The 18,822-nt window shown below is 60.5% G+C and carries 20 protein-coding genes and 1 pseudogene; 9 read left to right on the forward strand and 12 right to left on the reverse strand.

Features of this window, described 5'->3' with window-relative positions; translation table 11 throughout:
• Positions 1-144 precede the first annotated feature (144 nt).
• Positions 145-1,032 (forward strand): protease HtpX, encoded by an 888-nt coding sequence (gene htpX / locus HU742_RS17555; RefSeq protein WP_186636836.1) that lies wholly within the window; start codon positions 145-147, stop codon positions 1,030-1,032.
• Positions 1,033-1,113: 81 nt separating this feature from the next.
• Here htpX and HU742_RS17560 read toward each other — a convergent pair whose 3' ends face one another.
• Positions 1,114-1,767 (reverse strand): thiopurine S-methyltransferase, encoded by a 654-nt coding sequence (locus tag HU742_RS17560; RefSeq protein WP_186643116.1) that lies wholly within the window; start codon positions 1,765-1,767, stop codon positions 1,114-1,116.
• A 103-nt stretch (positions 1,768-1,870) separates the two neighbouring features.
• On the opposite strand from HU742_RS17560, the gene HU742_RS17565 reads away from it, so the two are divergent.
• Complete coding sequence (locus HU742_RS17565; protein ID WP_186643115.1) at positions 1,871-2,638, forward strand: DODA-type extradiol aromatic ring-opening family dioxygenase; 768 nt, start codon at positions 1,871-1,873, stop codon at positions 2,636-2,638.
• Between the two features lie 92 nt (positions 2,639-2,730).
• Here HU742_RS17565 and HU742_RS17570 read toward each other — a convergent pair whose 3' ends face one another.
• On the reverse strand, positions 2,731-4,404 hold the full coding sequence (locus HU742_RS17570) for a DEAD/DEAH box helicase (RefSeq protein ID WP_186636863.1): 1,674 nt from the start codon (positions 4,402-4,404) through the stop codon (positions 2,731-2,733).
• A gap of 488 nt (positions 4,405-4,892) precedes the next feature.
• Positions 4,893-5,648, reverse strand: a complete 756-nt coding sequence (locus tag HU742_RS17575) for a spermidine synthase (protein ID WP_186643114.1) — start codon at positions 5,646-5,648, stop codon at positions 4,893-4,895.
• Positions 5,649-5,789: 141 nt separating this feature from the next.
• Here HU742_RS17575 and HU742_RS17580 point away from each other — a divergent pair, with 141 nt between their 5' ends.
• Positions 5,790-7,136, forward strand: a complete 1,347-nt coding sequence (locus tag HU742_RS17580; RefSeq protein ID WP_186610547.1) for a class II 3-deoxy-7-phosphoheptulonate synthase — start codon at positions 5,790-5,792, stop codon at positions 7,134-7,136.
• 54 nt (positions 7,137-7,190) lie between these two features.
• Here the strand turns inward: HU742_RS17580 and HU742_RS17585 are convergent, their stop codons facing one another.
• Complete coding sequence (locus HU742_RS17585; protein ID WP_186643113.1) at positions 7,191-8,420, reverse strand: winged helix-turn-helix domain-containing protein; 1,230 nt, start codon at positions 8,418-8,420, stop codon at positions 7,191-7,193.
• Positions 8,421-8,484: 64 nt separating this feature from the next.
• On the reverse strand, positions 8,485-8,706 hold the full coding sequence (locus tag HU742_RS17590) for a DUF1127 domain-containing protein (RefSeq protein ID WP_186643112.1): 222 nt from the start codon (positions 8,704-8,706) through the stop codon (positions 8,485-8,487).
• Positions 8,707-8,803: 97 nt separating this feature from the next.
• Here HU742_RS17590 and HU742_RS17595 point away from each other — a divergent pair, with 97 nt between their 5' ends.
• Positions 8,804-9,658: a LysR substrate-binding domain-containing protein gene (locus tag HU742_RS17595; RefSeq protein ID WP_030141879.1), complete on the forward strand. Its 855-nt coding sequence runs from the start codon at positions 8,804-8,806 to the stop codon at positions 9,656-9,658.
• Here HU742_RS17595 and HU742_RS17600 read toward each other — a convergent pair.
• Entirely contained in the window at positions 9,648-10,397 is a 750-nt protein-coding gene (locus HU742_RS17600; RefSeq protein WP_186636871.1) for a TSUP family transporter, read from the reverse strand. The genes HU742_RS17595 and HU742_RS17600 overlap by 11 nt on opposite strands.
• Positions 10,398-10,545: 148 nt before the next feature.
• Between HU742_RS17600 and HU742_RS17605 the strand changes: the two genes are divergently transcribed.
• The 3 genes and pseudogenes from HU742_RS17605 to HU742_RS17615 all read left to right on the forward strand — a co-directional run bounded on the left by HU742_RS17605 (position 10,546) and on the right by HU742_RS17615 (position 12,395).
• Positions 10,546-11,007: a MarR family winged helix-turn-helix transcriptional regulator gene (locus tag HU742_RS17605; protein ID WP_186636872.1), complete on the forward strand. Its 462-nt coding sequence runs from the start codon at positions 10,546-10,548 to the stop codon at positions 11,005-11,007.
• A 259-nt stretch (positions 11,008-11,266) separates the two neighbouring features.
• Positions 11,267-11,347: pseudogene (locus tag HU742_RS17610) on the forward strand (organic hydroperoxide resistance protein); the annotation flags it as partial.
• 34 nt (positions 11,348-11,381) lie between these two features.
• Positions 11,382-12,395 (forward strand): alpha/beta hydrolase, encoded by a 1,014-nt coding sequence (locus HU742_RS17615; RefSeq protein ID WP_186636874.1) that lies wholly within the window; start codon positions 11,382-11,384, stop codon positions 12,393-12,395.
• A gap of 73 nt (positions 12,396-12,468) precedes the next feature.
• On the opposite strand, the gene HU742_RS17620 is transcribed toward HU742_RS17615, so the two are convergent.
• Together HU742_RS17620 and earP are read right to left on the reverse strand one after the other, a co-directional pair.
• Positions 12,469-13,038 carry an elongation factor P gene (locus HU742_RS17620; protein WP_003199385.1) on the reverse strand — a complete coding sequence of 190 codons (570 nt, stop codon included), beginning with the start codon at positions 13,036-13,038 and terminating at the stop codon, positions 12,469-12,471.
• A 48-nt stretch (positions 13,039-13,086) separates the two neighbouring features.
• Entirely contained in the window at positions 13,087-14,220 is a 1,134-nt protein-coding gene (gene earP, locus HU742_RS17625; RefSeq protein ID WP_186643111.1) for an elongation factor P maturation arginine rhamnosyltransferase EarP, read from the reverse strand.
• A gap of 121 nt (positions 14,221-14,341) precedes the next feature.
• Here earP and HU742_RS17630 point away from each other — a divergent pair, with 121 nt between their 5' ends.
• Complete coding sequence (locus tag HU742_RS17630; protein WP_186636882.1) at positions 14,342-14,725, forward strand: hypothetical protein; 384 nt, start codon at positions 14,342-14,344, stop codon at positions 14,723-14,725.
• A 2-nt stretch (positions 14,726-14,727) separates the two neighbouring features.
• Positions 14,728-15,210, forward strand: a complete 483-nt coding sequence (locus HU742_RS17635) for a GreA/GreB family elongation factor (protein WP_186636893.1) — start codon at positions 14,728-14,730, stop codon at positions 15,208-15,210.
• A 7-nt stretch (positions 15,211-15,217) separates the two neighbouring features.
• Here the strand turns inward: HU742_RS17635 and cysB are convergent, their stop codons facing one another.
• The 4 genes from cysB to HU742_RS17655 all read right to left on the reverse strand — a co-directional run bounded on the left by cysB (position 15,218) and on the right by HU742_RS17655 (position 18,774).
• Positions 15,218-16,192: an HTH-type transcriptional regulator CysB gene (cysB, locus tag HU742_RS17640; protein ID WP_090284966.1), complete on the reverse strand. Its 975-nt coding sequence runs from the start codon at positions 16,190-16,192 to the stop codon at positions 15,218-15,220.
• Between the two features lie 110 nt (positions 16,193-16,302).
• A complete protein-coding gene (locus HU742_RS17645) occupies positions 16,303-16,803 on the reverse strand; it encodes a universal stress protein (protein ID WP_186636894.1) in 501 nt (166 codons plus the stop codon).
• 95 nt (positions 16,804-16,898) lie between these two features.
• A complete protein-coding gene (locus HU742_RS17650) occupies positions 16,899-17,804 on the reverse strand; it encodes a 5'-nucleotidase (protein ID WP_186636895.1) in 906 nt (301 codons plus the stop codon).
• Positions 17,794-18,774 carry a putative 2-dehydropantoate 2-reductase gene (locus HU742_RS17655; RefSeq protein ID WP_186643329.1) on the reverse strand — a complete coding sequence of 327 codons (981 nt, stop codon included), beginning with the start codon at positions 18,772-18,774 and terminating at the stop codon, positions 17,794-17,796. Before HU742_RS17655 ends, HU742_RS17650 begins: the two co-directional genes overlap by 11 nt.
• Positions 18,775-18,822 lie beyond the last annotated feature (48 nt).

Raw genomic sequence — 18,822 nt, forward strand, 5'->3', positions numbered from 1 at the left:
CAGTCACTTTCGGAAAAGTCTTTCAAACATTTAGGACGCCTGTAGGACACAGTTTGAAATAGTAGGCGAGTTGAATAGCCTGAGGCAGCACCTTATATACCCCGCATAACGCTACATCTTTAGCATGAGGAGATTTCCACCACCATGATGCGCATCCTGCTGTTCTTGGCCACTAACCTGGCGGTCGTGCTGATTGCCAGCATCACCCTGAGCCTTTTCGGCTTCAACGGGTTCATGGCGGCCAACGGGGTTGATCTCAACCTCAATCAGCTGCTGATCTTCTGTGCGGTGTTCGGTTTCGCCGGTTCCCTGTTCTCGCTGTTCATCTCCAAGTGGATGGCGAAGATGAGCACCAGCACCCAGATCATCAGCCAGCCGCGCACTCGCCACGAACAATGGCTGCTGCAAACCGTCGAGCAGCTGTCCCGTGAAGCCGGGATCAAGATGCCGGAAGTCGGGATCTTCCCAGCCTACGAGGCCAACGCCTTCGCCACCGGCTGGAACAAGAACGACGCACTGGTCGCCGTCAGCCAGGGCCTGCTCGAGCGGTTCTCGCCCGATGAAGTCAAGGCCGTGCTGGCCCACGAGATCGGCCACGTTGCCAACGGCGACATGGTGACCCTCGCGCTGATCCAGGGCGTGGTGAACACCTTCGTGATGTTCTTCGCCCGTATCATCGGCAACTTCGTCGACAAAGTGATCTTCAAGAACGAAGAAGGCCAGGGTATCGCCTACTACGTGGCGACCATCTTCGCCGAGCTGGTCCTGGGCATCCTCGCCAGCGCCATCGTCATGTGGTTCTCGCGCAAACGCGAATTCCGCGCCGACGACGCCGGTGCACGCCTGGCAGGCACCAGCGCCATGATTGGCGCCCTGCAGCGCCTGCGCGCCGAGCAAGGCCTGCCGGTGCACATGCCCGATACCCTGAATGCCTTTGGCATCAACGGTGGCGTCAAGCAGGGCCTGGCTCGCATGTTCATGAGCCACCCGCCGCTGGAAGAACGTATCGACGCGCTGCGTCGCCGCGGCTGACAGCCAGAGCCTCAAACGAAAGCCCGCAGCGATGCGGGCTTTTTTTTGCTGCTGGTCAGGCGTTGCGAGCAAAGGTCCTCATCAGAGACGGGATATGAGATACACCCGCTCCTCCAGACGTTTCACTCCCGCCTGCAAGAACTTCCAGCTCTCTCCCAGCACATCCTGTTCCTGCAAGATCTCCAATTGCCAAGCTGCACCCAGCAACCGCTGTACCTCGTCATGCCCAACGGAGAACGGCGGTCCAGGCATTTCGTCCTGGTTGTAATCGAGCGTAATCAACAGCCCGACGCAGTCCGGCAAGATGCCCTGCAGATGGGCCACGTACCGCTCGCGCATCGGCGCAGGCAAGGCGATCAACGCAGCGCGGTCATACAGCGTCGCGCAATCCGCCACATCCGCCGCCGTCAACGCAAAGAAATCCCCACAGCGAATTTCAATGTCTGCGGTTCGAAACACCTTGAACGCGCCCTCTTCAGTCACGCTCGGTTCAAGCTGCTGCTCGAGGAAAAAATCGCTGACGGCTTTTTCCGAAAGCTCCACGCCCAGCACCGAGCACCCTTGTTGCGCCAACCACAGCAAATCCAGGGTCTTGCCGCAAAGAGGCACCAGCACTCGAGTTCCCTGGGGCAATCCCAGTTGCGGCCAGAAACGCTGCAGATAAGGGTTCACTTGCGGCAGGTGAAAACCGATCTGGTTCGCAGCCCAACGCTTATGCCAAAACTCCGGCTCCATGGTATCGCTCCAAAATATCGATCAATACAGGTTAAAACTTATATTAGATCTGGGACATCGACCTGACCGAAGATGGCATATCTTAACGCTCAGGAGCTCGTCCATGCTGCCCAGCCTGTTTATCTCCCATGGCTCACCCATGCTTGCCCTGGAACCCGGTGAAAGCGGCCCGGCATTGGCTCGCCTGGCGGCGCAACTGCCCAGGCCCAAAGCGATTGTGATTGTCTCGGCGCATTGGGAAAGCGATGAACTGTTGGTGAACGCCAACCCGCAGCCGCGCACCTGGCATGATTTCGGTGGGTTTGCGCCAGCCTTGTACGCGGTGCAATATCCCGCGCCCGGAGACCCGGAACTGGCTGCGCGCGTCGCCGATCTGCTGGTTACCGCGCACTTGCCGGCGCGTCTCGACTCGGCGCGGCCATTCGATCACGGCGTCTGGGTGCCGCTCTCCTTGATGTACCCCGCGGCAGATATTCCGGTGATACAGATTTCCCTGCCCAGCCGCCAAGGTCCGATGTTACAGACGCAGGTTGGCCAGGCCCTGGCGAGCCTGCGCCAGGAAGGCATCCTGCTGATCGGCTCCGGGAGCATCACGCATAACCTGCGCGACCTGGACTGGAACGCCGGTCCTGACAGCGTCGAGCCGTGGGCCAAGGCCTTCCGCGATTGGGTGGTCGAACAACTGGCGGTCGACGACGAGCCGGCGCTGCACGACTACCGTCGCCAAGCGCCCAACGCAGTACGCAGCCACCCCAGCGACGAACACTTGCTGCCGCTGTATTTTGCCCGGGGGGCCGGTGGAAAGTTCAACGTCGCCCATGAGGGATTCACGATGGGAGCGCTGGGGATGGACATTTATCGGTTCGATTGACCAATAACCCTGAAGGAACACCAAACGACAGGCAAAAAAATCCCCGAACCAGTCGGGGATTTTTATGCTCGATCAATCAACCCGCAGGCTGATCAATCCTCGCGGTAACGGCGCAGTTTGAGCTGCTTGCCGGCCACACGAGTGTCCTTGAGCTTGGTCAACAACTTCTCCAAGCCATCTTCCGGCAATTCCACCAGGCTGAAGCTGTCACGCACCTGGATGCGACCGATGGCTTCGCGGGCCAGGCCACCTTCGTTGAGAATGGCGCCCAGCAGATTCTTGGCGGCAATGCCGTCACGAGCACCCAGCGCGGTGCGGCAGCGCGCACGACCTTCGGCCAGCGGGATCGGCGCGCGACGCTCGCGATCACCACGGTCGGGACGATCACCGGTACGCTCTGGACGATCGCCACGCGGTGCGTTGTTCGGCACCAGCGGACGTTCCTTCTCGATCGCGGCCAGGGTCAGCGCCTGACCGTTGGTGGCCTTGCGCAGCAGCGCAGCGGCCAGGGCACGTGGAGTGCAACCGATGTCGGCGGTCAGGCGATCGAGCAGATCACCGTGGGTCGACTCGGCGTCAGCCACCAGTGGCGACAGGCTGTTGGTCAGTTTCTTGATGCGGGCATCGAGAACGGCCTGGGCGTCCGGCAGGCGAACTTCAGCCACCTTCTGCCCGGTGACACGCTCGATCACTTGCAGCATGCGGCGTTCACGCGGGGTGACCAGCAGCAGCGCACGGCCTTCGCGACCCGCACGGCCGGTACGGCCGATACGGTGCACGTAGGATTCCGGATCGTACGGCATGTCCACGTTGAACACGTGGGTGATGCGCGGAACGTCCAGGCCACGGGCAGCAACGTCGGTCGCCACAACGATGTCCAGGCGGCCATCCTTGAGGGAGTCGATCACGCGCTCACGCTGGTTCTGGGCAATGTCGCCGTTCAGCGCAGCGGCTTTGTAGCCTTTGGCTTCCAGGGCGCTGGCCAGGTCCAGGGTCGCTTGCTTGGTGCGCACGAACATGATCAGGGCGTCGAAGTCTTCCACTTCCAGCAAGCTGAGAACGGCGGAAGTCTTCTGGTCAGCGTGAACCAGCAGGTGAGCCTGTTCGATCGCGGTGACGGTCTGGGTCTTGGTCTGGATCTTGACGTGTTGCGGATCGCGCAGGTGGCGCTCGGCAATGGCACGGATCGATTGCGGCAGGGTGGCCGAGAACAATACGGTCTGGCGAGTTGCCGGCAGGGACTTGAAGATGACTTCCAGGTCATCCATGAAGCCCAGCTTGAGCATTTCGTCGGCTTCGTCGAGAACCAGGTGGTTCACGGTAGCCAGGACTTTTTCATCACGACGCAGGTGGTCGCACAGGCGACCCGGGGTGGCGACAACGATCTGCGCGCCATTACGGATGGCTTTCAGTTGTGGGCCCATCGGGGCGCCGCCGTAAACGGCCACAACGGTAACGCCAGGCATTTGCTTGGAGTAGGTTTCGAAAGCGGTTGCTACTTGCAGCGCCAACTCACGGGTTGGCGCCAGGATCAGGGCTTGCGGCTCGCGCTTGGCAGGATCGATGCGATGCAGGATCGGCAGGGCGAACGCAGCGGTTTTACCCGTACCGGTTTGCGCCTGGCCAATCATGTCGTGGCCGGCCATGATGATCGGGATCGATTGCTGCTGAATCGCCGAAGGTTCTTCGTAGCCGGTCGCAATGACGGCTGCAAGAATGTTCGGGTTGAGATTAAAAGCGGCGAAGCCGCCGGTTTCCTGGGTCATGGGTCTGCCTCTAAGTGCATCCGCAAAGACCCATGCTCCAAAGCTGCGCATGCCGTGTTGAGACTCAAGAGTCGCCCTGGCTGCTTTGTCGGCGGGGATTTGCGAAAACGAATGAATGAATAAAGAACGTCTTGGAAGCATCCGTTGTGCGGACATGCAACCGAAGCTGACTTCGGAGAATTGCGCTACCTTGACGCGGCCCGGCTAAAGGCCGGCGCGCACTATACCGGAATTTGCCCAAAAAGGGAGCTTTTTTTATCGGCAAACCCCGTTATGGGGCTCTCTGCCAAAAGGCCTTGGGCCGCCAGCTAAAACGGTTCACCTCCAGACGGCTTCGCCCTTGTGGCGAGGGAGCTTGCTCCCGCTCGGCTGCGAAGCAGACGCTTGGGTTGATATCTGAAATCGAAGGGGGCCGCTTCGCGACCCAGCGGGAGCAAGCTCCCTCGCCACAGGGGAACTCACTCGTCATAAGGGTTTGGCTTCGCTGATCACGTCGCCGGGCGAATGGCCTTGATCAACGACTGCAACGAATAGCCCAATCGCGGCGCCAGCCCTTCGGCTCGGGATATCAGTGCGTCCCTATCCAGTTCCTGATCGAGATCCGCCGGCACGATCAGGATCACGTTGCCCTCCTTCACCGGCAACTCCCAATAGTGCCGATGGTACAGGCCGCGCAACAGCGCCGCGCCCAGGGGCTTGCCATCGTCGGTGGCCCATTGGTTGATCACCAGCCAGCCGCCCGGATTGAGGCGTTTTTGACAGTTTTCCAGGAAACCCCACGCCAGATGCCCGACACCGGGACCGACATCGGTATAAAGGTCGACGAAAATCAGGTCCGCCGACTCCGCCGTTTCAAGCAATTCCAAGGCATCGCCAACGCGAATGTACAATCGCGGATCGTCGTCCAGCCCCAGGTATTCGATAGCCAGGCGCGGCACATCGGGCCGCAGCTCGATGGCCTCGACGTCCTCCAATGGCAGGAACTTGAGGCACGCCTGGGTCAGCGTACCGGCGCCCAAGCCCAGGAACAGCGCACTCTCCGGCCGCTCGTGACACAACGCACCGATGAGCATGGCGCGGGTGTAGTCATATTCGAGCCAGCTCGGATCGGCCGTGAACACGCAGCTCTGCTCGATGGCGTCGCCAAATTCGAGAAACCGGTAGTCGGCCACCTCGAACACGCGAATCATGCCGAACTGGTCATGCACCTCGGCGAGCAAATGCTCGACGCGCTCCTCTGTCATTTCATCTCCTGTGGTTGCCGGGCCGGCTTGAACCCACGCATACGGGGCAAAGGCGCGATTGTCGGCGAAGCAACCGGAACAGGTCACGCACTAATTTGCTGATAACATGGCCGTCCGAGCGTAAATCACCTAGAGATCATGATGAGCCAACCCTGGAGCCCTGACAGCTGGCGCGCCCTGCCGATCCAGCAACAACCCCGCTACCCCGACGCCGCGCACCTGTTGCAGGTGGAGCAGACCCTGGCCAGTTATCCGCCACTGGTGTTTGCCGGTGAAGCCCGGGAGTTGCGCCGTCAGTTCGCCGAGGTGACCCAGGGCCGGGCGTTCCTGCTGCAAGGCGGCGACTGCGCCGAAAGCTTTGCCGAGTTCTCGGCGGCGAAGATCCGCGACACCTTCAAGGTGCTCTTGCAGATGGCGATCGTCATGACGTTTGCCGCCGGCTGTCCGGTGGTCAAGGTCGGGCGCATGGCCGGGCAATTCGCCAAGCCGCGCTCAGCCAACGATGAAACCATCGATGGCGTGACCCTGCCGGCCTACCGGGGCGACATCGTCAACGGTATCGGTTTCGACGAAAAAAGCCGCGTACCGGACCCGGAGCGGTTGCTGCAGTCCTACCACCAGTCCACCGCCACCTTGAACCTGCTGCGGGCCTTTGCCCAAGGCGGTTTTGCCGATCTGCACCAGGTGCACAAATGGAACCTGGACTTCATCGCCAACTCGGCCCTGGCGGAAAAATACAGCCACCTGGCCGACCGCATCGATGAAACCCTGGCGTTCATGCGCGCCTGCGGCATGGACAGTTCGCCGCAATTGCGCGAAACCAGTTTCTTCACCGCCCACGAAGCGCTGCTGCTGAATTACGAAGAAGCCTTCGTGCGCCGTGACAGCCTGACCAATGACTATTACGACTGCTCGGCCCATATGTTGTGGATCGGCGACCGTACCCGCCAATTGGACGGTGCCCACGTCGAATTCCTGCGCGGGGTGAACAACCCGATCGGCGTCAAGGTCGGCCCAAGCATGAACCCTGACGACCTGATCCGCCTGATCGATGTGCTCAACCCGGACAATGACCCCGGTCGGTTGAACCTCATCGCGCGGATGGGCGCCAACAAGGTGGGTGAGCACCTGCCACCGCTGTTGCGCGCCGTGCAGCGTGAGGGCAAGCAAGTGCTGTGGAGCTCCGACCCGATGCACGGCAACACCATCAAGGCCAGCAGCGGCTACAAGACCCGGGATTTCGCGCAGATTCTTGGCGAAGTGAAGCAGTTCTTCCAGGTCCATGAAGCCGAAGGCACCTATGCCGGCGGCATTCATATCGAGATGACGGGGCAGAACGTCACCGAATGCATCGGTGGCGCGCGACCGATCACCGAGGACGGCCTGTCGGACCGCTACCACACCCACTGCGATCCACGGATGAACGCCGACCAGTCGCTGGAGTTGGCCTTCCTGATCGCCGAGACGTTGAAGCAGGTCAAGCGCTAGGCGCTTCATTGCCTATCAAACCGCTATCGCGAGCACATTCGCGATAGCGCCCACTCAAGCGCTGCCGACCTGCGTCAAGGCTCTGGCCAATCGAACGCCCCCGTCCCGCCGGCAGTTGAGCTGGACCCGCTCCAACCCCAACCAATCGGCCATGCGCCGCAAATTCAGCGCCAGCGCCTGCATGCCCTCTTCGTCCAGCCCAGGCTCTTGCTCGTGCACGGCATGCACCGCCAGGCGACTCAGGGCCCGCTCCGCCCGCAGGTCCAGCCGAGCCGCGATCCGCTCGTTGTGCAGGAACGGCAGTACGTAATAGCCATACACTCGCTTGTGCTCCGGCGTGTAGATTTCCAGGCGATAACGGAAGTCGAACAAGCGCTCGGTGCGACTGCGCTCCCAGACCAACGAATCGAACGGCGAGAGCAGCGCACTGGCTGCCACTTTGCGAGGAACTGTCGCAGTCGGTCGACACCAGGCCGGCTGCTTCCATTCCTGGACTTGGCAGCGCACCAGCTCACCGGTCTCTTCCAGTTCGGCCAGCCGCGCACGGCTCTCGGCCGGACCGAGGCGGAAGTAGTCGCGCAGATCTTTTTCGGTGCCGATGCCCAGGGCATCCACCGCGTGCAGGAGCAAAGCGCGTTGGGCCTGGGCTTCGTCCGGCTGCGGCAACTGCAAAATCGAGTCCGGCAGCACCCGCTCCGGCAAGTCATACAGCCGCTCGAAGCCACGCCGCCCCGCCACTGTCACTTCGCCGGCCGCAAACAGCCACTCCAACGCGTGTTTCTCGGCGCTCCAATCCCACCAGGGACCAGCCTTTTCCTGGCGCGTGGACAAGCTCCCCGCGCCAATCGCACCTTGTTCACGAACCGACTGCAGCACCCGGCGAATCACGTCCTGGCGCTCCTGGCCGAAACGCGCCAGCTGCTGATAAACACCTTCGCCACGGGCCGCCCGATCCATGCGCCAGCGCATCAGCGGGTACATCGACATCGGCAGCAGCGACGCTTCGTGGCCCCAGTATTCAAATAGCGTGCGGCGGCGTCCCTGGCTCCAGGCGGCCTGGTCGAGCAAAACGCGTTGGTAGGGACCGAGACGTGAGAACAGCGGGAGGTAATGCGAGCGCACCAGTGCATTGACTGAATCGATTTGCAGCACGCCAAGACGTCCAATCAAGCGATTGACGTGGGAGGCTTGCACCGAAGCTGGCGGTAACCGCCCATTGAATCCTTGGGCGGCCAACGCCAGGCGCCGGGCCTGTTTGAGGGTAAAGGACAGAGTCGCGGGCATGGAGATCTCCTTGTCTGCTCGCAACCTACCTCACCATTGAGCGGTTTGTGTAGGGAAGGATGGCTCATTTGTGCATCGGGTCATCCCAGAATGGCCGAACCACTTCCTTTTCCACATCTGCACGGCTGATGCCGATGTCCTTGAGCGCCTCGTCGCTCATCGAAGCCAGCAATTCGCGCTCGTGGTGCAATTCGTACCAGCGGCTAAACTTGTGCAACAGCGCGCCGAGCGAAAAACCCTGGGATGAGAATTTATCGATCAGTAGATAACCTTTTTGACCTTTCATCGTGATGTCCTCCGTTGGGTATGGCTCTAGTCTCGCGCCGAGGCTAAGATCAATCCAACGAATGTTTCTTATGCAATACATCTCGGAGATTGATCAATTGTCGAGTTACCCGAGCATCGATACGGAAGTGCTGCGTACCTTCGTCGCCATCGCCGACCAGGGCGGCTTTACCCGCGCCGGCGAGCTGGTCAACCGCACGCAGTCCGCCGTCAGCATGCAGATGAAGCGCCTCGAGGAAGACGTGTTGCAGCGCCGCCTGTTCGAGCGCGACGGACGGCAGGTCAAGCTCACCGCTGAAGGCCAGGTCTTGTTGGGTTATGCCCGGCGGATCCTCAAGCTGCACAGCGAAGTGTTCAATACCCTGCGCGAACCGCACATGGTCGGTACCGTGCGCATCGGCACGCCGGACGATTATGTGATGCGCTTCCTGCCGGGAATCCTGCAGCGCTTCGCCCAGTTTTATCCGCTGATCGAAATCGAGGTGCACTGCGAGTCGTCCAAGCAGTTGTTGCTGCGCCAGGACCTGGACCTGTCCATCGTCACCCGCAAGCCAGGCGATGAAATTGGCCAGTTGCTGCGCAAGGAGCGTTTTGTCTGGGCCGAAGCCGCCTGTTTCAACGTCCATGAACAAACACCGCTGCCGCTGGCGATGTTCAACAGTGATTGTTTCTGTCGACAATGGGCCTGCAATGCGCTGGATGCCATGGGCCGCGATTATCGCGTGGCGTACAACAGCTCGAGCCTTTCAGCGCTCATGGCGGTGGTCGGCGCGGGCCTGGCGATCACCGCACAATTGGAAAGCCTGCTGACACCTGACATGCGCGTGCTCGGCGAGGCCGAGAACCTGCCGGAGCTGCCCGAAGCCAGCATCATGCTGATCCGCAACCTGCACAACCCGTCGCCAATCACTGAATGCCTGGCCGAGCACATCGTCGAAGGTTTCAAACTTTAAAGACGAGCAACACCGCGCACAGCACCAGGAAACCGCAGAACAGCCCACGCAGCAATCGCTCTGGCAAGGCGTGGGCGACCTTGACGCCCCAACTGATGCTCATCAACCCGCCGACCGCCAGCGGCAGCCCGATCCACCAGTCCACCTCATGGTGAAACGCATAGGTGGCGAGCGTCACGCCCGTGCTCGGCAGCGCCAGAGACAGGGACAGGCCTTGGGCGACCACTTGGCTTGTACCGAATACGCTGGTAAGAATCGGCGTGGCGACAACGGCCCCGCCAACGCCGAACAGCCCGCCCATTGTCCCCGACGCTGCTCCTAGCACACCGAGCCATGGCCAGCCATGACGCATCTGTGCCGAAGCCGGCGCCGTCGCGGCGAACATTCGGATAAGGTTGTAGGCCGCCAGAACAATCAGGAACACCACGAAGCCAATCCGCATGCTCTCTGCGTCAATGCCTACAGCCCAGATAGAGCCGAGCCACGCGAAACAGAACCCCATGGACGCCAACGGCAACACATGGCGCAACTCAATGCGATTGCGTTGGTGGTAACGCCACAGCGCCAGCATCACATTGGGAACCACCATCACCAATGCCGTGCCTTGGGCAATCTGCTGGTCCAGGCCAAACCATACGCCCAGCACCGGAATGGCGATCAGTCCACCGCCGATTCCGAACAATCCCCCCAACGTGCCCAGCGCGGCGCCCAACAGCAAATATTGCACGACCTCAATCACAGACGACTCCCCCCGTTTATCAGGGCGCCTATCCTACGCAGTTGGCGTTAACGAGGAAATGAAACGCCTGAGCAGGACATCAGAATTATCTGGTGCATTAAAGGTTCGTCCGCTAGATTCATAGCATCATTGATGAAAGGTTTCCGCCATGAACACCCAACGCGACACTCCCGACCCTTGCGAAGCCCTGTTATTGGATAATCAGGTTTGTTTCGCGCTGCATTCAACGTCACTGTTGATGACCAAGGTCTATAAGCCGCTGCTCCAGGCGCTGGGCCTGACCTACCCGCAATATTTGGCCATGATGGTGTTGTGGGAAAAAGATGGTTTGACCGTCGGTGAAATCAGCAACCGCCTGCTCACCGACCCGGGCTCGCTGACGCCGCTGCTCAAGCGCCTGGAGGCCGAAGGCCTGTTGAGCCGCACCCGTAGCCGCGAGGATGAGCGCGTGGTCATCGTCGAACTCACCGAACAAGGTCGCGCCCTGCAGAAGAAGGCCCTGGATATTCCGCAATGCATCCTCGCCGCCAGTGGCCAGACGCTGGAGCAATTGAAAAAGCTGCAACGTGACCTGCAAGAACTGCGCGGGCATCTGCAAGACAGCCTCTGATCAAAGGCACACCAGCCCTCCGCAGAGCGAGCATGCTTGCGGAGGCGCCTGCACCTTCCTTCCCGGATTCATGATCCGCCTGCTCAAACACCGCCTTCAAAAAAAATACAGCCTGCCTTAACCGCTCTAGATCAAGGCCTCCGAGCCTTTCCAGGTGGTGCATTCGGAATTGCCTCGAAAATATATCTTGCGCACAAACTATTTGCGCATTACATTCTTCTCACACCTGCTTAGCGCACAAACATTTAGCGCAAAACAGGTAGATGCGGTGCACCAGGTTTGCCCGTACTCCAACGCCACCCGCGGCAACGTTGATGTGCGCCTGCACGTCACCGTCTAACCCCGAACCCGGACCGAAATTCAAGGAGACTCACATGAACACCATCACCAAAGCCCTGACCGGCACCCTTCTCGCCCTGAGCGTCAGCAGCGCCTTCGCCGACGGCATCGTCGAACACAACACCCAGGCGTTTCTCGATGCGCTGAATGCCGGGACCGGCAAGCCATTGGAACAACTGTCGCCCAAGGACGCCCGCGCCGTACTGGTCGGCGCCCAGGCCGGGGTCAAATTGACCCTGCCCAAGGCCGACGTCAGCGAGAAAACCATCCAGGTCGATGGCCAGCCGATCAGCCTGACGATTGTTCGTCCGGCCGGGGTCAAGGGTGAGCTGCCGGTGTTCATGTTCTTCCACGGCGGTGGCTGGGTCTTGGGGGATTTCCCGACCCACGAACGGCTGGTTCGGGACCTGGTGGCGGGTTCGGGTGCCGTCGCGGTATTCGTCAACTACACGCCGTCGCCCGAGGCGCATTACCCGGTGGCGATCAACCAAGCCTACGCCGCAACCAAATGGGTGGCTGAGCACGGCAAGGAAATCAACGTCGATGGCAAGCGCCTGGCTGTAGCGGGTAACAGCGTCGGCGGCAACATGGCGGCAGTCGTGGCCCTGATGGCCAAGGACAAGGGCACGCCAGCGATTCGCTTCCAGGCCCTGTTGTGGCCGGTGACCGACGCCAACTTCGAGACGGCGTCCTACAACCAGTTCGCCGAAGGGCACTTCCTCAGCAAGAACATGATGAAGTGGTTCTGGGACAACTACACCACCGACGCCGGCCAGCGTAACGAGATCTATGCCTCACCGCTGCGAGCCACCACCGCGCAGCTCAAGGGCCTGCCGCCGGCGCTGGTACAGACCGCCGAAGCTGACGTGCTGCGCGACGAAGGCGAAGCCTACGCCCGCAAACTGGACGCGGCCGGCGTGCCGGTCACAGCCGTGCGCTACAACGGCATGATTCACGACTATGGTTTGCTCAACGTGGTGAGCCAGGTGCCAGCGGTGCGTTCGGCGATGTTGCAGGCATCCCAGGAGCTCAAGCAGCACCTGAAGTAACAGGAAGCAGGTGGAAAGCAGAAATAAAAAAGCCCGACTCAATGGTCGGGCTTTTTCGTACAAAAGACTTCGCTTACTTAGCGCGGCCTTTGTAGGAACCGCCTTCGCGGGTATCGATCTCGATCATGTCGCCGATTTCGATGAAGTCAGCAACCGACAGCTCGGTACCGTTCTTCAGTTTGGCAGGCTTCATCACCTTGCCGGAAGTGTCACCGCGAGCGGAGCCTTCGGTGTAGTCAACCTGACGCACGATGGTGGTCGGCAGTTCTACGGAAACCAGGCGCTCTTCGAAGAACACGGCTTCGCAGACGTCAGTCATGCCTTCTTCGATGAACGGCAGAACGCTTTCGATGTCTTCGGCGTTCAGCTCGTACATGGTGTAGTCAGTGGTGTCCATGAATGTGTAGGTGTCGCCGCTGATGAAGGACAGGGTCGCTTCTTTGCGGTCGAGGATCACATCGTCCAGTTTGTCGTCGGCGCTGTAGACGATCTCGGTCTTGTAACCGGTCAGCAGGTTCTTCAGCTTAGTCTTCATGATCGCGCTGTTACGACCCGACTTGGTGAACTCAGCTTTCTGAACCAGCCAAGGATCGTTTTCGAGACGGATCACGGTCCCGGGTTTCAGTTCTTTACCAGTTTTCATTGCGAATATCCGAATTTGGATGGGATTTACAAAAATCTAGGCCGCGTATCATATCCAATTTCGGTAAAACTTCACCAGCGCCGTGGCAAGATCGGCTCGCGAGGCTTGTTCCAGACACCACGCCTGGGCGTGTTCGGCCAGTTCCTGGCGTTGTTCGCATACCGATTTCCAATGTCCGGTCATATCCTGGCCGGCATTCCACGCCCGCCAGAGACCGCTGATCGCTTTTTCCGCAGGCCCGCAGAGCCCCTCGGTATATAACCGCAGAAACGCTTCGAGCTTTTCCAGATGGACGTCTTCTTCCTGCTGATAGATGTGCCAGAGCATTGGCCGGGCGGCCCATTGGGCGCGCACGAAAGAGTCTTCACCGCGCACGGCGTTGAAGTCGCAACACCATAACAACTGATCGTACTGATCCTGCCGGATGAACGGCAGAACCTGTACCGTCAGGGCTCCGCGCCGATGCACCGCACCAACCTCAACGCCCTCGTCACCCAGCCAGCGCCGGACATCCGCCAGCACCCGCCCTTCCGGGACCAGCACGTGAAACGCCTCGGGCCCGGCCGCCATCGTGTCGAACCAACTCGCCAGGCCTGTGTTTTCATAGGCAAACAACGAGATCAGGCGCGTATCCGCAGCCCGGTCGACGCCCAACCCTTGCAGGAAAATTCGCTGCGCCACGTCGTCCTGCTGAAATTGCCGGCGACGCTCCAGCAAGCCCTCCTCCCGCAGCAGGCCACCGGTGCCTGCCTGGAAGCCGGGGAAAAAGAAATATTTCTGCACGTGCTTGTACTTGACCGATGGCAGGCCATGACAACCGATCACCCAGTCCTCGGCGCTCAGATAATCGAGATTCATCCACAGCGGCGTTACCTCGCGCTCGGCCATCGCATCCATATAGGCGCTGGGCAACTGGCAGGCGAACGCGGCGATCACCACCTCGGCGGCCTCGGTATCGAGCCAGTCCTTGGGCCAATGGCGCACCTGCACGCCCTCCTGCCATTGCTCGGAAAGCGTGATATCAATGGCCGGGCACAGCCGCTCGAAGGCTCGCAAGTCATCGACCCATAGGCGCACCGCGCATCGGTGCTCAGCCACCAATTGCCGCGCCAGGCGCCAGGTGACGCCGATGTCGCCAAAGTTATCGACGACGGTGCAAAAAATATCCCAACGCACGGTCATTCCCGACTCCCTGTGGCAAAACCCGATTGTCCCGCATTGCAACGTCGATGCAGAAGAGCCGACGGCGATTAATCTTCATGCGACAATTGCCGCCTATCCCGTGTTCAGCCAGGAAGCAGACATGCCCGACCATTCCTCGTCGCGCCTTACCGCCTTGCAATTGACCGTCAGTATCGCCTTGGGCCTGTGGCTGGGCTTCCTTGCCATCGTGTTGACGGGATGGCTGTTGTCGAAGTTTCTATTCGATGAGCAACTCGCCCCGGTGGCGGCCGCTGTGCAGCAACTGGCGCAACCGCCGGCAGTTCAGCCGGCACCCGAGCCGCCTACGCCGATGTTCGAGCAATATCAGCAGAACCTGCAAAGGAACGAGCAACGCCAGGCGCTTGACCAGGTTCGAAGCAACCCTCGCAACCTGTCCAATCCCAAATGCCAGTTCTGGCTGCAACAGGACCAGAACGCGCCGAGCGAAAAAAGCCGCACCAACGTCCTGCAATTTTGCGAATGATCATGAACAAACCAACCGTCCACCAATTGATTCTCGACAAGCTCAAGATTGACCTCGACATCGCCGAGCGCGCCGCGCAAACCGCCTACGAAACCGCGACCCACGAAGAAAACATTGCCGAAAACAAGTACGACACCCTGGGCCTCGAAGCGTCTTATCTTGCCGCCGGCCAAGCCAGGCGCGTCGAGGAGATCCGCCAGTCGCTCAGCCTCTGCCAGAACCTGACGCTAAGGCCGTACGACGAACGACGCGGAATCGAGGTCGGCACATTGATCGGGTTGGAGGATGACGAGGGCCGCCAGCAATGGCTGTTCCTGGGACCTGACGCGGCGGGACTGAAGGTCTCGCTGGTGGGACAACCGATCACCGTCATCACCCCTCGCTCGCCGCTGGGGCGCAGCCTGCTGGGCAAATTCGAAGGGGATGAAGTGGAGATCGTCGTGGCGGGCGCCCGGCAACAGTTCGCTGTCACCGAGGCTATCTAGACGTCGGTCAATGCACTGGCAGTTCGACGCCGTCGAACAGCTCTTCAAGTTCCTGCTTGTTGTGGCACTGGATGGCCTTGGCCATGACTTCACGGGTCAGGTGCGGGGCGAACTTCTCGATGAAGTCGCACATGAACCCCCGCAGGAACGTGCCACGGCGGAAACCGATCTTGGTCACGCTGGATTCGAACAACTCGCTGGCATCCAATACCACCAGGTCATTGTCGAGTTTGGTGTCGACGGCCATTTTCGCCACGATGCCCACGCCCAGCCCGAGGCGCACATAGGTCTTGATCACGTCGGCGTCGGCGGCGGTAAACACCACTTTCGGCGTCAGGCCACGATGGCTGAAGGCTTCGTCGAGCTTGGAACGACCGGTGAAACCGAATACATACGTCACGATCGGGTATTCGGCCAAGGCCTCGAGGGTCAGCTTCGGCAGCTTGGTCAACGGATGCCCGTGGGGCACGACCACGCAGCGGTTCCAGCGATAGCACGGCATCATCACCAGATCGCCGAACAACTCCAGGGCCTCGGTCGCGATGGCGAAATCCACGGTGCCGTCGGCGGCCATTTCGGCGATCTGCATCGGCGACCCCTGGTGCATGTGCAGCGCCACGTCCGGGTATTGCTTGATGAAATTGCTGATTACCGGCGGCAGGGCATAACGAGCCTGGGTATGGGTGGTCGCGATCGACAGGGTGCCTTTTTTCTCGTTGGAGAATTCCTGGGCGATCTGCTTGATGCTTTCGACCTTGCGCAGGATCTCGCCAGCCGTGGTGATGATGCGCTCACCGGCCGGGGTCACGCGGGTCAGGTGCTTGCCGCTGCGGGCGAAGACTTCGACGCCCAGTTCGTCTTCCAACAGGCGGATCTGTTTGCTGATGCCAGGTTGCGACGTGTAGAGGCTTTGGGCGGTAGCGGAAACGTTGAGGTCGTGGTGCGCCACTTCCCAGATGTAGCGCAGTTGTTGAAGCTTCATATGTATCCCTCAAAGCAGTTGGATGCGACGGGCATCAGCGACGGCATATAACTATATGAATGGTTGCACAAAGAAATCTAGAACTTTTTATAAAAGGCCATCATTTAGCCTCAAGCATCTCCCTGACGCCGACGCTGCACCAGCGGCACCAGGTACACCGGCACACGGGACAACTGCAAAACCCGTGCGGCGGTCCTGCCCAAAGGGGTTTCGCCGCTTGCGCCCTGACAATGGCTGCCAACGATGAGCAAATCGACGGAGAGTTTTGCCGCCTGTTCGAGAATGACCTGGGAAGGATCACCCTGAAACACCCTGACCGATTTGATCAGCTTCAAGTCTTGCTGGCCCTCCCCCAGTTCTTCACGAAAACTGTCGAGCACCTGCTGCTCGATATTGGCCATCACCGTACTCAGACCCTGACGATGGAATTCGTTCAACGCCTGCTCGTCCAGATAGCTCTGCAACACCGACTCGGCGAACAGCCCCATCGGTTCCACCGCATGCACCACATACAACTCGGCTGCAAACGTCCGTGCCAACGCCAAGGCATGCTGCATCACATAAGGGGCATAAAGGCCCAGGTCCGTGGCGTACAGCATCGAACGAATCATGTGACCTCCTCGAGTGCCAGGATGGCGGAGATTGATTCAGCTTAGCAGCGCCCCGAGGAGTTCGACGTGCGACGTAACGCCCGGACAGCGGCCAGTCAGAGCTTCACTTCGTTACTGATGCCATGGGGCACGTGCCCAGTGGCGACCACTTCCCGGGCCAGTTCGCAATGACCGGTCTGGTCGTCGAAAAACACGTCGGCGGCAAAGGCTTCGAGGAACGCGGATTTGGTCAGCCCCCCGAGGAACAGCGACTCATCCAGGCGAATATCCCACTCACGCAAGGTACGGATCACCCGTTCGTGGGCCGGTGCGGAACGGGCCGTAACCAGCGCCGTGCGGATCGGGCAGGCGTCTTCGGGAAATTCGCGCTGCAACGCATTGAGCGCCGCCAGGAACCCCTTGAACGGTCCACCTCGCAGCGGCTCGCGCGCAGCCTGTCGTTCACTGGCCTGGAATGCCTCCAGGCCGCCAGCCTGATAGACGCGTTCCGACTCATCGGAGAACAGCACCGCATCGCCGTCGAAGGCGATGCGCAGTTCCTCGCTGGCCGCACGGCTGGCACCGCCCGACAGGATGGTCGCCGCCGCGAATCCGGCCTCGAGGGCGCTGCGCACGTCTTCGGCGTGAGTGGACAGGAACAGGTCGCAGCCGAACGCCTTCAGATAAGGGTAAGGGCTGCGACCGCCGACGAATGCTGCGCGGGAAATCGCCAGGCCATAGTGATGAATCGAATTGAACACACGCAGGCCAGTGTCGGCGCTGTTGCGCGAAACCAGGATGACTTCGACCCGGGCACGCCCGAGGTGCTGGTTGAGGTTGAGCAATTTCTGCACCAGGGCGAAAGCGTCACCAGGTGCCAGGACTTCGTCTTCATGCTCGATCTGGTATTGCCGATAGGCCTCGACACCACTCGCCAGGTAGACCTTGTGGCTTTCGCTCAAGTCGAACAAGGCCCGCGAGGAAATTGCCAGCACCAGCTTGTCATCAATGTTATTGGCCATGTTTCCCTCTTTCGCCATCAGCGTTGTGGCGATCCAAAAACGCCAGCGCCTGATACAAGGCTTCGATTTTCGGCAGTTCGCATCCTGCCGCCTTGGCCGCAGCCAATGGCCGGCCATAAATCGCATCCAACTCCAGCGGTCGCTTGTGGGAATAATCGTGATACATGCTCGGCCAGTAGTCGGGCATCTTCTCAGTCATGGTGAACAGGTATTCGGCGTAACCCGGCGCAATTTGATGACCACAGGCCCGCGCACCGCGTACCACCTCGTCCATCAGCGCCTGGATCAGCCCGCGGCTGTGGTCGTCAGCCATCAACGGCGTGGTGCTGGCGCCCAGCAGCACCGAAAGACCGTTGTACGGTACGTTCCACACCAACTTCTGCCAACGGGCCTGTTGCAGGTCGGCCATGGCCTGGGAGTCGATACCGGCGGTACGGAACAGCCCAGCGCCCTCTTCGACAATCGCCATGCGTTCGGCCTGATCCCGGCCAGGACCGCTGTGGTAACCGATGTTGACCGCGCCGAGGGCCTGGTGGGCGACGACGCCGGGGCCGACGCGATGGACGCAGACCAGGCACAGGCCGCCCAACAAGTGCAGCGAATCGGGCAATAGCGGTCGCAGTTCGTCCTCGACATCGAGGCCGTTCTGCAATAGCAGGACTTTTGCGCCAGCAGCGGCAGCCTGGATGATGGCCGGGGCCAGGTCGGCATTGCTGGTGGTCTTGGCACCGACCAGCAACCAGTCGCAAGGCGGCATATCGGCTGCCGAGCGATACGCCTGGACCGGGTCGAGGGTCAGCGCCCCATGAACTTCACTGGCGACCCGCAAACCGCGATCGGCCACGGCGGCAAATTCGCTGCGCAATAGAAAGTGCACGTCGTAGCCGGCCCGCGCCAGCATGACGCCATAGAACCCGCCAATCGCCCCGGTGCCGATCATGCCGATCCTGGTTGTTGCGCCTGCCTGCATCATGCAACTCCCCCGTTGAACAATCCCTGCGCATCATTACACAAGACC

Source organism: Pseudomonas marvdashtae (genome assembly GCF_014268655.2).
GTDB lineage: Bacteria > Pseudomonadota > Gammaproteobacteria > Pseudomonadales > Pseudomonadaceae > Aquipseudomonas > Aquipseudomonas marvdashtae.